Here is a 13,342-nt window from a genome sequence, read left to right on the forward strand (position 1 = left end):
TACTTGTCGCCATGTCTGCCGCCCTTGCCCACCCCGACCCTGCCGATACCGCTGCGCGCATTCGCGTGCTTGCGCGCGAAGCCGGCTTTCAACGGTGCGGCATCACCGGCATTGAGCTGGGCGAGGACGAGGTGCATCTGCGCAGCTGGCTGGAAGAAGGCCTGTACGGGACCATGCACTGGATGGCCCAGCACGGCGATAAACGCTCGCGCCCGCAGGAACTGGTTCCCGGCACCCTGCGCGTGTTGTCGGTTGGCATGGATTACGGCCGCAAGGACGACACCGAAACCTGGAACACCTTGCACGACGGCAACCGCGCCTATGTGGCGCGCTATGCGCTGGGGCGCGACTATCACAAGCTGATGCGCAACCGGCTGCAGAAGCTCGCCGAGCGCATCCAGGGCGAAATCGGCCCATTCGGGTTCCGCGTGTTCGTCGATTCGGCGCCGGTGCTGGAGCGCGCATTGGCACGCAATGCCGGCCTGGGCTGGATCGGCAAACACACCTGCCTGATCGATCGTCATGGCGGCTCGTGGTTCTTTCTCGGCGAGATCTACCTCGACCTGCCACTGCCGATCGACACGCCCGCCACCGCGCATTGCGGCACCTGCACGCGCTGCATCGACATCTGCCCCACGCAAGCCATCATCGCGCCCTACCGGCTGGATGCGCGCCGCTGCATCGCATACCTCACCATCGAACACGACGGCGCAATTCCCGAAGACATGCGCAAGCCGATCGGCAACCGCATCTTCGGCTGCGACGACTGCCAGCTGATCTGCCCCTGGAACAAGTTCGCCAAGCGCACCGACGAAGCCGATTTCCGCGCCCGCAACGACCTGGACGTGGCCACGCTGCCGCAGTTGTTCGCCTGGAACGAGGACGAGTTCCTGCGCCGCACCGAGGGTAGCCCGATCCGCCGCAGCGGACACGAGCGCTGGCTGCGCAATATTGCCGTGGGCCTGGGCAATGCGCCTGGCACGCCAGAGGTCCTGGCCGCACTGCAAGCGCGTCGCCACGACGACTCGGCGCTGGTGCGCGAACACGTTGGCTGGGCGCTGGCGCAACACGACCTCTGACCCGCACGCGTCGCGCATACATCAGCCGCGGCCTGCACGTGCACGCGATCGGCGCAGCCACAGGCGGCATCGGCATTCGCAGCAGATCACCCATGACCGTCGTCGCTACGGGATAATGCAGCGATGGCCGACCGCAACGATCAGATCCTCACTCCCAGCCAGCTCAATTCACTGGCGCGCGACCTGCTGGAAGGCAGCTTCCCGCTGGTGTGGGTAGAAGCCGAGCTGAGCAGCGTCACCCGTCCCGCGTCGGGACATCTGTATTTCACACTCAAGGATGCGCGCGCGCAGATCCGCTGCGCGATGTTCAAGCCCAAGAGCACCTGGCTGAAATTTCAGCCGCGCGAAGGCCTGCGCGTGCTCGCGCGTGGGCGCGTGACCCTGTACGAAGCACGCGGCGACTATCAGCTGGTGCTCGACCATATGGAAGAAGCTGGCGAAGGCGCCCTGCGTCGCGCCTTCGACGAACTGCGCGCGCGTCTTGCCGCCGAAGGCCTGTTCGATGCCGAACGCAAGCAGGCACTGCCTGCGCATGTGCAGCGGCTGGCGGTGATCACCTCGCCCAGCGGCGCGGCGGTGCGGGATGTGCTCAGCGTGCTGGCGCGGCGTTTTCCGCTGCTCGAAGTGGATCTACTGCCCTCGCTGGTGCAAGGCGACAGCGCTGCCGCACAGATCACCTCACTGCTGCAACGCGCCGATGCTTCCGGGCGCTACGACGTCATCCTGATCACCCGCGGTGGCGGCTCGCTGGAAGATCTGTGGGCCTTCAACGACGAACGCCTGGCGCGCGCGATCGCCGCCGCGCAGACGCCGGTGGTGTCTGCAGTCGGCCACGAGACCGACTTCAGCCTCAGCGATTTCGTGGCCGACGTGCGTGCGCCCACGCCCTCGGTCGCGGCCGAATTGCTGGTGCCCGATCAACGCGAGCTGGTCGCGCGCGTGCGGCGTGCGCAGGCACGCATGACCCAACTGCAGCAACACGCCTTGGGCAATGCCATGCAACGCGCAGACAGACTGGCACTGCGGCTGCGTGCGCAGAGCCCGCAGGCGCGCCTGCAACTGCTCCATCGCCGCCAGCAAGACGCCGGTCGCCAGCTGCGTGCGCGCATGACGCAGGTGCTCGAACGCTTGCAGGCGCGTGTACAGCGTGGGCAAGCGCAGCTGCAAGCACACAACCCGCAACGCCAGCTGGCCGGCTTGCAGCAACGCCTGCGGGCACTGCACCCGCAGGCGGCGATGCAACGCCGCCTGCAGCATGATCAGCTGCAACTGCGCAGCATTGCACGCTCGCTGGAAGCGGTCAGCCCGCTGGCCACAGTCGCGCGCGGCTACGCCATCGTGACCCGCCCTGCCGACGGCAGCGTGGTGCGCAGCGCCGCCGAGGTGGTCACGGGCGAACGCCTGCGCGCGCAGCTGGCCGATGGCAGCATCCAGGTGCGTGTGGAGTCTGGCGAAAGCTGACCGCAAGCCATGCGCAGCGCCGTCGCTCCTGCAGCAATGTCGGCGCTAAGCGCTGACATGAACTCTTCGAAGGTGCCCATTGCACGGAGTGCCACAAGGATAGGCGCGGTGCCAGAGAGCGCCTTCGAAACACGCCACAGGGTCGGGCGAGTCCGCGATTTCGCTGGAGCAGGGCCGCCAGCAGCACTTCAACGTTGAGCACCTTCGCAGGAAGGTGCTCATTGGCGATCACCGCTTGTCGATCAACCGCTCCAGAAAACGTTATGCAACGCTTCGTCGATTGCAAGCGGCTTCAGGAGCGGCTTGCCGTTTCCGCGATCGGCGTCTGCGCTGCATGCTGCCAGCCCTCCATCAGCAGATTGGCCAGCACCACCGGATCGTGGTCGAAGTGATGCCCACCCGGACGCGCCAGCACCTGCACGCCACGTGCGCGCAGCTCTGGGCACAGCGTGTCCTTTTCTTCGTTGCCGTAGATGCATTGCAGGCGGTGCGCGTCCAGCGCCTGGATGGCCGGCTCCACATCGCGCTCGGCGTCGTTATGCCAGCCCAGCCAGCCACCGACGCGCACCTTGAAGTCGGCCTCGTGGCCCAGGCCGAGCAGGCTGACGAACTGCACCGAAGCGCGTTGCTGGGGCGACAGTTCCGGATAGGCGAACGGCAACACATCGGCACCGAACGAGTACCCAACAAGGGCGACGTGCTGGATATGCCAGCGCTGGCGATAGCTGGCGATCACCCGATCCAGATCCGCCCCGACCTGCTGCGGCGTGCGGCTGCCCCAGAAGTAGCGCAGGCTATTCCAGCCCACCACCGACACGCCCTGCTGCTGCAACTGCGCGGCAATGCCTTTATCCAGCTCGCGCCAGCCGCCATCGCCGGACAACATCACCACCAGACGGTCGCTGCCAGGTGCGTGGAGTTCCACTAGCGGCAGGTCGCCCAGGCCCTGCGACTGCGCAGCCAGGAAGTGCCCGCGTGTGGCCGCTGCGATCTGCATCGGGCTGGATGCATCGGCCAGATCGTCCAGGAAGCCCTGACTGGCATTGGGCAGATCGCGCGAGCACGCCAGGCCTGGATCCTTGGTGCCGGCGTCGGCAACCACCGCGCCGCCCAGCACGTCGGGCGCGGCCGAGGCCACCGCCTGACGCGCCAGCACCGCGCCATCGCCCTGCCCCACCAGCACCGGCGGCAGGAACGCATCGACGTGTTCGGCGCGCAACAATTTCTTGCCCAGTCGCTCGGCATCGTCGGCCAGCGAGCTGCAGGCGGCTTGGTGCGAGCGCACGTGTTCACGATAGTTTGCGGTGTCGACCACTGCCACCAGCGCGCCATCGTCGCTCAGCAGGTCGGCCAGCTTCTGGCTGTCTTGCGGATGAGCGCTGTCGGGCAGCAGGATCACCATCGCCTTGGGCGTCCCTTCCGGGCGGAGAACTTCGACCGAGCCGTAATGCCCAGCCGTATTACTGTCCTGCAGATGCCGCGCCACGGCATAGCCGCTGCCGCCGATCAGCAAGATCGCAATCACCCAACGAAACATTTTGATCCCCATGCCCATGACGGCAGTCCCTTGATAGCGGTTGCGATTTGACCACAGCAGACACGACCGGTTTCACTGCGCATGCACGCGGTGTTCATCGCTGTTAAGCCAACTGAACCCCACCTTGCGCACGACGCTTGGTCAGCGCGGCGCATCGCCTGCAAGCGCCCACTGCACCGCTAACGGCCGGGGATTGCCGCCTCGGAAATTTCGCTTGCGTTCTTCGTGCTGGGAACGTTGCTGGATGGAAGCGGCCGCCGTCCGCGGGTCCTCGATCCCCAGAGGCGCTCGCGCGACTGCAGCGCTCTTTCGGCAGTGTTCCGTCGTCGTGCACGACAGATGCCTGTCTCGCCTAGCCGCGCCCCGAGCCGACTCTGTCGGAGCGAACACGCCCCCGCCGAGGCGTCCCCAGATTGCAGGGCCGAGCCGAAAGCGCTCGCGGCGACAGCGACGGCAAGCCGAAGCCTGCAGTCGCGAACGGCACGATCGACGCGCCCATCCTCCGTAGGTCGTCGCTAGATTCCGCGTGCCACGCGAAAGCCGATACGGGCACTGGTGGTGTCCGAGTCCTGCGACTGCCGCCAGGCCGCGCGCGTCTGCTGCGGCGAATTGGCCCAGCTGCCGCCACGGATCATGCGTTGCCGGCAGCCCGGGTTGTACCAGGCAGCGCCATCGGCCGGTGCACGCCGGTAGCTGGCGTGCCAGCAGTCGGCCACCCATTCGCTCAGGTTGCCGCCCATGTCGTGCAGACCCCAGGCGTTGGCGCGAAAACTGCCGACCGGCGCCGGACCCCAGAAGCCATCGCCGTAGCCGACGAAGCCGTTGTTCCAGTGCCGGCCGCTGCGCGAAACGTCGTTGCCGCCGGTGAAATTACCGGCGTCGGCCGGCGGCGAGCCCGCGTTGCCCCACGGGTAACGTCCGGTGGTGCCGGCACGGACCGCATACTCGAACTCGGCCTCACTGGGCACGTGGTAATGGCGGCCGGTCTGTTCCGACAGCCAGCTCGCATACGCTTCGGCGTCGCGAATGCTGACGTGCATCACCGGGCTGTTGGGCGCGGCCTGGGCGCCGTTGTAGTCGGACTGCCAATCCACGCCGCTGCGGCGGATGAAGTTGCCGCTGCGCTCGTCGTAAACCACCGAATGCCCACGCCGGGTGGCACGCGGGCGCGCACCGGTGGCATCGACGAACTGGCGGAACTCGGCAACCGTGACCTCGGTGATCGACAACGCAAAGCCGCGCGCGAAGCGCACGTAATGGGCGGGGCGCTCGTTGTCGGAAGCGCCCGGCTCCGCATCGCCGGCTCCCATCTGGAATGCGCCATGCGGCACCACGATCATCTGCGGCCCGCGCCCGCCGACCTTGAGCCCGTCGGTGAACACCTGCCCGGGACGGAAGCTGCCGTAATGCGTGGCCAGTTCCAGCCGGCGGCGCAGATCGCCGGCCACTGGGTCTCCGGGGTCGGCGATGCGCAACACTTCGGCAAGCTTCTCGCCGGCCGCCTTGAGCCCGCGCGGCGAGGTCAGATCGTGCAGACCGGCGTCGTGCAACGCCGCGATCTGCGCCCGGCGCACGCGTTCCACCCGCGCGCGCGCATCGGCGATGGTGGGCGCGCGATCGCGTACCTGCCCCGCCATCTGCAGCCAGTAACGTGCACCGATGAAGTCGCTCGCCTGCGCCGCCTGTTCGGCGCGCTCCAGCAGGCCGCTTTCCACGGCGGCCAGGCCCTGCCGGGTGCGCGGGTTGTCGGGATCCAATTGCGCGGCATCGCGAAAATTCACCAGCGCGCCATTGCCGTCTTCGCCCAGCCGCCCGCCGCGCAGGTCTTCTTCACCGGCGCGGTTGAACGCCAGCACGCGCTGCGCGGTTTCCACCTCGCGCTGCAGTGCGCGCACCTTCGGGTCCTGTGGCGCAAGGGCAAGCGCGACGAAGGCCACCTCACGCGCCTGCTCCAACGCGTCGTCCTGGCGCTCGGTTTGTGCGATCAGCGCCGCGCCGCGTTCGAGCAACCGGTCACGCGCCTGCTCCAGGCCACGCCGGCTGGCTGCATCCTTGCCACCGGCGCGCTGCTGGATCGCCAGATACAACGGGATCGCATCGCCGGCGTCGCGATAGAGGCGGTCTTCCCGCAATGCCTGGTCGGCACGCTTGCGCACCTGCGCCAGGGGCTCGTCGCCCAACTCCACCACCGGCGGTTGCCATTTCGCCACGGTTTCGGCGGATTCTTCGCCACCGATGGAAACGTTCGGCTTGCTCGGCACGGCGGCAGGTGCCGGTTGCGGCGCGACCGCAGGCGCGGGCGTGGGCGTGCGCGAACAGGCGCACAGGCTAAGAGCGGCCAACAAAACGCAGCGCGCAGCGCTCGGGCGGGCAAGGCGGGCGCGCAGGAACAGGAGCGTAGGCGTGCCAGATGCCGATTCCGCACAGCGGCCGCGCCCGCCTGCTGGCTGCGCAGGAATTTTGCCAGTCGCCCTCAGCGCGACCATTGCCCACGCTGCCATCCGGTCACCGCACTCACCCACCACCTGCTCCTTCCAGTGCTCTGCCGCACGACAGGCGATCGCGACGTTAGGCTATTCTGCGCGCTCTGCGCAAACCCTTGCCGCCGACGGAAATCACGTGCCCCATTGGATCATCCACCCCTCCGAGCTGACTGACCGCCTGCAGGCAGCGCGACCGTCGCGCATCGGCCTGGATACAGAATTCATTCGCGAACGCACCTACTGGCCGCAGCTGGCCCTGGTGCAGATGGCCATCGGCGATGAGATCCTGCTGATCGACCCGCTGATCCCCGGCATGAATGCGGCGCTCAAGGAGTGGTTGACCGCCACCGACATCGTCAAGGTGATGCATAGCGCCAGCGAAGACCTGGTCACATTCAAATGCGCGTGTGGCGCCTTGCCGCGGCCGTTGTTCGACACCCAGATCGCCGCGGCCCTGGCCGGTGTCGGCGGCGGCATGGGCTACCAGAAACTGGTGCAGGAAGTCACCGGCACCTTGCTGACCAAGGGCGAGACACGCTCGGACTGGATGCGTCGCCCGCTGTCGCCGGCGCAACTGGAATATGCCGCCGACGACGTTCGCTATCTATTTGCGATCCACGACGCGCTCACCCGCCGCCTCGCCGAGCAGGGCCGTCTGGAGTGGCTGGCCGAAGATGCCGAGCGCCTGCTCGCCACGGTGGAGCACGACGATGGCGAGCGCTGGCCGCATGTGAGCCTGCGTGCCGCACAGTTCCTGGAACCGGCGGCGCAACGACGCCTGCTGCGCCTGCTGCGTTGGCGCGACCTGCAGGCGCGGCAGAGCGATCGACCGCGCAGCTGGATCCTGGACAACGAGCTGGCCAGCCAGCTGGCGCGGTTTCCGCCCGCCGATCTGGAAGCCTTGCTGCGCCAGTTCGATAAATTCCCCAAGGCGCCGCGCAAGCTTGCCAACGCGGTGTGGGATGCGCTCAACACCCCGCTGCCGGACGAAGAGCACGCGCCGCTGGCGCAGGCCGCCACCGACGGCAACAAGGCCGTACTCAAACGGCTGCAGGACGCGGTGGCGCAGCGTAGCCGCGAACTCGGCCTGCCGGACGGCCTGCTGGCCTCGCGCCGCCACCTGGAAACCCTGATGGAACAACGCAGCTGGCCTGCGGCGCTGGGCCAATGGCGTCGTGCCCTGCTGGAATCACAGCTGATGCCGCTGCTGGACGACACTGCGGCGTAGGATTGCGGCGGTGATGGCACAGAAGCCCGCAGCGATGCGGGCTCTTCGTCAGATGCGGACAGGCGGCGCCGAGCCGGCGAAGACCGCCTCGCAAGCAGTATTGGAAGGCGTGAGGACCTTGCGAAGCGCCTGCGTCGCACGGCGATTTCATTACCGGTCGCACCCGCGCGGCGATGCCGGCATTCTCTGCGCCGTAGCACGTCACTCCTCGTCCTGCTCTGCCCAGCGCGCCAGGTTTTGCCGGATGCCGTCCATGTCTGCCCAGGGATCCTTGCGCCGACGGCGCAGCTTCTCCGGGACATCGCGCAAAGTGAATGCATCGGCGCGCTGCAGCTTGGACAGGTCCGACCACGCCAGCGGCAAGGCGACTGGCGCCCCCGGGCGGCCGCGTAACGAATAGGACGCAACCGCAGTGGCGCCACGGCCGTTGCGCAGGTAGTCCACGAAGATGCGCTTGTTGCGCAGTCGCTTGGTGGCAGTGGCGATGAACCGCTGCGGCTGCGCCTGTGCCAGGGCATCGGCAAATCCCTTGGCGAAACGCTTGGTCACCTCCCAATCGCAGCCGGGGTTCAGGGGCACCACCACGTGCAGCCCCTTGCCGCCAGACACACGCAAGAACGATTCCAGCTCCAGCTGCGCCAAAAGCTTGCGAATATCGTTGGCCGCACGTTTGACCTCGGCAAACGGCACGTCCGGGCCCGGATCGAGATCGAAGACCACCCGGTCGGCCACATCCGGGCGGTCCGCATGCGAGCCCCAAGGGTGGAATTCCAGCGCATTGAATTGCACCAGTTCCAGCAGGCCAGGCGCGTCTTCGACCACCAGGTAATACGCGTTGGTTCCGGTCTCTTCGGTCAGCTTGACCGAGCTCACACGCTCGAAGCCGGCAGTATGGTGCTTCTGGAAAAAACATGGTTTTTCGGCGCCGCTGGGGCAGCGGATGATGGACAGCGGCCGTCCCACGATCTGCGGCAATAGGTGATCCATCACCGCCTGGTAATAGTCCCAGACATCGCCCTTGGTCGCGCGGATATCCGGGTAGATCAGCTTGGTCGGGCTGGACAGCGTCGGCAGCGCAGCCGAGGAAGGTGTGGCAACCGCAGATTTGCGCGCAGGCGCTGTTGCCCGCGTCGCTGCACGTTTGGGCGCCTGCGTTGCTGAGTCTTTGGCAGCACGCGTTGTTGCCGAACGCCTGGCAGAGGACGGTGTAGCCGGGCCATTTCCGGCATCGCTGTCGGCCAGATCGGCAATGCGCTTATCCGGGCGAAGCGCCTTGAACGATGCCTGGCGCAACAACTGTTGCCCACCAATGCCGCGATAGAACACCTCCACCACAAAGCGCGGCGCAAACCAGGTGGCGCCGCGCAGGTCGGTGTCTTCGGTGGGAATATGCGCGGTGGGTTTGCGCCCGCCACCTTCCAGTTGCGGGGTGACCTCGCGCATCAAGGCATCGGAGAACCCGGAGCCCACACGGCCCACGTACAACCAGCCATGCACCGGATCCGGCGCGGCCAGCAACAGCGAGCCGAAGCCACTGCGGCTGCCCTTGGGCGCGGTGTAGCCGACCACCGCATACTCCTGGCTGGCCAGTTGCTTGGTCTTGCGCCAATCGTCGCTACGCCCATCGCGATACGGGCGATCTGCGCGTTTGGAAATGATGCCTTCGAAGTGCTGTTGCCCGGCCACCCGGAACGCCTCGGTGCCATCGCCTTCGACGTGCGAGCTATAGGCCAGATGCGTGTGAGGTGCAGCCTCCAGCACCTGCTGCAACAGCCGCTTGCGTTCGCGCAGCGGCGCCTCGCTGATGTCCACCCCGTCCACATGCAACAGGTCGAATACCGCCAGCGCCAGCGGCACCTGGCGCTCGCCGGACAAGGTGGCCTGCAGCAGGTTGAAGTCGTCCTTGGTGCCGCGTCCGGCGATCAGTTCGCCATCGATCTGCGCGCTGCGCAGGCCCAGCGACCGGATGGCATCGGCAATTTCCGGCGTCTTGTCGGTCCACTCCAATGCATTGCGCGACCATAGCCTCACCTTGCCGTTGGTCACGGTGGCCAGGATGCGATAACCGTCCCATTTGATTTCATGCAGCCACTGCGCCCCTTCTGGCGGGGACTGCCCCAGCTTGGCCAGCTGCGGTGCAAACGGGGCATCTTCCATCTCGGCGCGACGTGCATTGCTCAGCGCCAGCGCCTGTTTCGCCCAGGTACCACGCCTCTTCGCCGCCGGCGGCGGCACGGTCGTCAGCGCCTTGCACTGGGTCTTGCCGGCGCCTGCGCGGCGTACATCCTCGGCAGGCGCGGCAGCGACGTCGGCCAGCAGGTCATCGGCCTCCAACGTGCCGGCGTAGGCATCGTCGTCCTTGAACAACAGCCACTGCGGCTGCCGCGCCGGCTTGCCCGAGCGCACCAGATGCCAACCGCCCTTGAGCTTGTTGCCGAACAACTCAAAGCGCAGATGTCCCTTGGCTAATTGCGCTTCGGGGTCGCCCGCGGTGGCCCACACGCCATGATCGAACTGCGCCACATGCCCGCCGCCGTATTCGCCTTTGGGAATCTCGCCCTCGAAACTGGCGTAATCGACCGGGTGGTCTTCCACCTCCACTGCCATGCGCTTGACCTTGGGGTCGTAACTGGGCCCCTTCGGCACCGCCCAGCTCTTGAGCGCATCGCCCACCTGCAGGCGAAAGTCGTAATGGCGGCGGCTGGCGTGGTGCAGTTGCACCACGAAGATCGCACGCTGCCCCGGCGGCAGGGCCTTGCCCGGCTCCGGCTCGCGGGTCTTGTTAAAGCTGCGCTTGCGGCGATATTCGCTCAGGCTCATGACGGACCTTCCGCTTATTTGCCCAGGTGCTGGCGTACGCTGGCGGCCATTGGCCCCACCTTCTGCACGGCCGCGCGCAACTGCTCGGCGCTGACGCCCAGGGTCTTGGTCCAGTACTGCAGCTCATAGGCTTCATTGACGTTGATGCGGTCGCGGTCTGGCGAACCGACGTTGCGTTTGTCGTCACTCATGACATGCTCCTGTATCGTCGTGGTCGGGTCTGCTAACGTGAGCCTTCGGCCCAGCAGCGCCCGTAGCGACAATGCGAAAGCGTTCGAACAGGCGTCGTGAAAGGCCTGTTCACGCCATGTGCAAGCCCCTGTTCCACAACGGCCGCTCCCGGGCCACATGCCATAATGTCGCGCGCCCTTGGGGCGGCGTGTCCACTCTTATTCCGAGGCCATACCTCTGTGAGCAATACCTCTTCGAAACTGGATTCCATCGCGCAAGCCAAAGCCAAGCTGCTGGACGAATTGCAGAAGCTGGAAGAACAGGAGAAAACCGAGCGCGCGAGCGAGGCATCCTCTGCGCATGCCACCATCGTTTCGCTGCTCGAGCAGTTCGCCGGTCACTTCAACACCAAGCAGCGCAACGACATTGCCGCTTACCTGGGCACCACTGCCGCGCGCAAGGAAGTGGTCAAGAGCGGCCGCAGCGAAGTGAAGCCCAAGTACGAGCTACCGCACACCGGCGAAACCTGGTCCGGTCGTGGCCGCACGCCGAAGGCTTTCGCTGCCTGGGAAGGGTCGGTGTCGTACAAGGAATGGAAGGCCAAGAACCCGGACCTCAAGTTTCCGCTGGTTCGCGAGTAAGGCGATAGCCCGCACGACAGTGCCGCCTCGCACCGTCGGCCGCGCCCTTCGCTTGGCGAACCGCGCGGCTTGTGGGTAGAATCGAAGCACGTGGGGCGGTAGCTCAGCTGGGAGAGCGTCGCGTTCGCATCGCGAAGGTCGAGGGTTCGATCCCCTTCCGCTCCACCATCGAGTCAAACGCACAAGCCCTGGAGACGTCATGTTTCCGGGGCTTGCGCGTTTTGAGGGTGTTGCGGTGCAGGGCCGGCCGGTCGCCGTGGCGTGGGGATCACATCGCGCGCGCTAACGTCCGGCTTCACTCCACAGCGGACCACACCATGAGCAAGAAAGACCAGCAGCCCGATGACGTCGCCGACGATGCGCACGGCGTGACCGAGAGCCAGCAAGACCGCAAGCACGACGATGCCGCCAAGCAACGCCCGGGCCAGGAAGATCTGAAGGTCCACGACGAGCAAAGCCGTCGCCCCACTGGCAAGGCTGGCCAGGGAGAGTGAGTTGGCCAAGCATGCTGCCGGGCATCGGGCAGCGCCGCGGCACGCCGATGCGGTGAACTTCCGTGCTGCATCGCCGGAGGCGCGTTGCACCCTGTCGTGCAGCTGAGACCGCTGCATCTGTGGGACTGAAAACCTGGCACCGGCCAGCCACGCGTTCCTGTGGCAAGATCCGGACAGGCGCTCGCCGATATGCCGCTGCCCTGGGAAGCAGTGCCTTGCCAAGGTTGCAGTCGCATCGGCCAGTGCGTTGTCGCGTCAACCCCTCATCGCCTTGATGGCGCCTTGTTCCCGGTGGTGCTTTGCATGCAGATACCCGATGCACCCGCGTTGAACCTGATCCAGGCAACGTTACTGCCAGGCGGCGTCAACGCCATTCCCGGGGCGCGCCTGCCGGCCAACGAAGATGAGCGCGTGGAGGCACTGCATGCCTACCGCCTGCTGGACACCGCACCGGAGCCGAGCTACGACGCGTTCACCTCGATCGCAGCCGCGCTCTGCCGGATGCCGATGGCGCTGATCTCGCTGGTCGATACCCATCGGCAATGGTTCAAATCCAGGCTCGGCATGCAGCAGAGCGAGACGCCGCGTGAATTGTCGTTTTGCGCGCATGCCATCCTCGAACCCGATCAGGTGATGGAAGTCGGCGATACCCACCTGGACAAGCGGTTTGCGCGCAACGCGCTGGTGACAGGCGAGCCGCAGATCCGCTTCTATGCAGGCGCGCCGTTATTGACCCCGGACGGCATCGCACTGGGAACCCTGTGCGTGCTGGATCGCGTTCCGCGGCGCCTGTCGGTAACCGAGCGCGACGCGCTGCAAGCCTTGGCCAGGCAAGTCGTCAGCACCATCGAACTGCAACAGGCCGCGCGGCTGGTGGAGCTGGATGCACTGCGCGATGCGCTCACCGGGCGATGGAATCGCGCCGGGCTGGAGCACGCTTTGCACGCGCTTGCCGACGCGCCCAGCTCTGCCGCCGATGCGCCCCTGGGTTTCATGCTGCTCGAACTGGACGGCTTCAAGCGGCAAAAATTGCAGGCCGGCGCGGCAGCGGCCGATGCCACCTTGCTTCAGGTGGCTGCATTGCTGGAAGCGCAGCTTCCGGCTGACGCACTCGTGGCGCGTCTGGCCTGCGATCAATTCTGCGTGGCGCTGCCGGAGACCGCTGCATCTGCAGCCCTTGCCACTGCCGAAGACTTGCGCAAGGCAGTGGAAGACGCGCACTGGCCCACCGGCCCGTTGACGCTCAGCGCAGGTGTGGTGGACGTTGCCACGCCAACCGCGCTCGACAGCAATACCCTGCTTGCCCGTGCGCGACACGCGTTGCAGCAGGCGCGTGGCGATGGCCGCAACCGCGTGCACGGCTTCGACGGTTGGCAGCTGCGGGCCTGATCGACGCAGACTGCGCCGATCGCCCTGCTGCACGGCTGT

10 protein-coding genes and 1 tRNA gene are annotated in these 13,342 nt (G+C 66.5%); 7 read left to right on the top strand and 4 right to left on the bottom strand.

Features of this window, described 5'->3' with window-relative positions:
- Positions 1 to 11: 11 nt before the first annotated feature.
- Both queG and xseA read left to right on the top strand, forming a co-directional pair.
- Positions 12 to 1,079 carry a tRNA epoxyqueuosine(34) reductase QueG gene (queG, locus tag J7396_RS13980; protein ID WP_209261610.1) on the top strand — a complete coding sequence of 356 codons (1,068 nt, stop codon included), beginning with the start codon at positions 12 to 14 and terminating at the stop codon, positions 1,077 to 1,079.
- A gap of 123 nt (positions 1,080 to 1,202) precedes the next feature.
- Complete coding sequence (xseA, locus tag J7396_RS13985) at positions 1,203 to 2,540, top strand: exodeoxyribonuclease VII large subunit (RefSeq protein WP_029819616.1); 1,338 nt, start codon at positions 1,203 to 1,205, stop codon at positions 2,538 to 2,540.
- A 292-nt stretch (positions 2,541 to 2,832) separates the two neighbouring features.
- Here the strand turns inward: xseA and J7396_RS13990 are convergent, their stop codons facing one another.
- Both J7396_RS13990 and J7396_RS13995 read right to left on the bottom strand, forming a co-directional pair.
- Positions 2,833 to 4,095, bottom strand: coding sequence for a virulence factor (locus tag J7396_RS13990; protein WP_014090381.1), 1,263 nt, complete (start codon positions 4,093 to 4,095; stop codon positions 2,833 to 2,835).
- 497 nt (positions 4,096 to 4,592) lie between these two features.
- Entirely contained in the window at positions 4,593 to 6,338 is a 1,746-nt protein-coding gene (locus J7396_RS13995; RefSeq protein ID WP_338339485.1) for a formylglycine-generating enzyme family protein, read from the bottom strand.
- Between the two features lie 358 nt (positions 6,339 to 6,696).
- On the opposite strand from J7396_RS13995, the gene rnd reads away from it, so the two are divergent.
- The gene (gene rnd / locus J7396_RS14000) at positions 6,697 to 7,788 is read left to right on the top strand and encodes a ribonuclease D (protein WP_008576122.1); all 1,092 of its coding nucleotides are present in this window, start codon (positions 6,697 to 6,699) and stop codon (positions 7,786 to 7,788) included.
- A gap of 201 nt (positions 7,789 to 7,989) precedes the next feature.
- On the opposite strand, the gene ligD is transcribed toward rnd, so the two are convergent.
- Complete coding sequence (gene ligD / locus J7396_RS14005; RefSeq protein ID WP_209261611.1) at positions 7,990 to 10,608, bottom strand: DNA ligase D; 2,619 nt, start codon at positions 10,606 to 10,608, stop codon at positions 7,990 to 7,992.
- A 14-nt stretch (positions 10,609 to 10,622) separates the two neighbouring features.
- Positions 10,623 to 10,799: a DUF3606 domain-containing protein gene (locus J7396_RS14010; RefSeq protein WP_011347760.1), complete on the bottom strand. Its 177-nt coding sequence runs from the start codon at positions 10,797 to 10,799 to the stop codon at positions 10,623 to 10,625.
- Between the two features lie 219 nt (positions 10,800 to 11,018).
- On the opposite strand from J7396_RS14010, the gene J7396_RS14015 reads away from it, so the two are divergent.
- The 4 genes from J7396_RS14015 (at position 11,019) to J7396_RS14030 (ending at position 13,303) form a co-directional block, all read left to right on the top strand.
- A complete protein-coding gene (locus J7396_RS14015) occupies positions 11,019 to 11,420 on the top strand; it encodes an H-NS family nucleoid-associated regulatory protein (protein ID WP_003485983.1) in 402 nt (133 codons plus the stop codon).
- A gap of 92 nt (positions 11,421 to 11,512) precedes the next feature.
- Positions 11,513 to 11,588, top strand: a tRNA-Ala gene (locus J7396_RS14020).
- Between the two features lie 149 nt (positions 11,589 to 11,737).
- Positions 11,738 to 11,914: a hypothetical protein gene (locus tag J7396_RS14025; RefSeq protein WP_008576117.1), complete on the top strand. Its 177-nt coding sequence runs from the start codon at positions 11,738 to 11,740 to the stop codon at positions 11,912 to 11,914.
- A gap of 282 nt (positions 11,915 to 12,196) precedes the next feature.
- Complete coding sequence (locus tag J7396_RS14030) at positions 12,197 to 13,303, top strand: sensor domain-containing diguanylate cyclase (RefSeq protein WP_031423069.1); 1,107 nt, start codon at positions 12,197 to 12,199, stop codon at positions 13,301 to 13,303.
- The last annotated feature ends 39 nt before the right edge of the window (positions 13,304 to 13,342 follow it).

Source organism: Xanthomonas sp. A1809 (assembly GCF_017746015.1).
GTDB classification, from domain to species: Bacteria; Pseudomonadota; Gammaproteobacteria; order Xanthomonadales; family Xanthomonadaceae; genus Xanthomonas; species Xanthomonas euvesicatoria.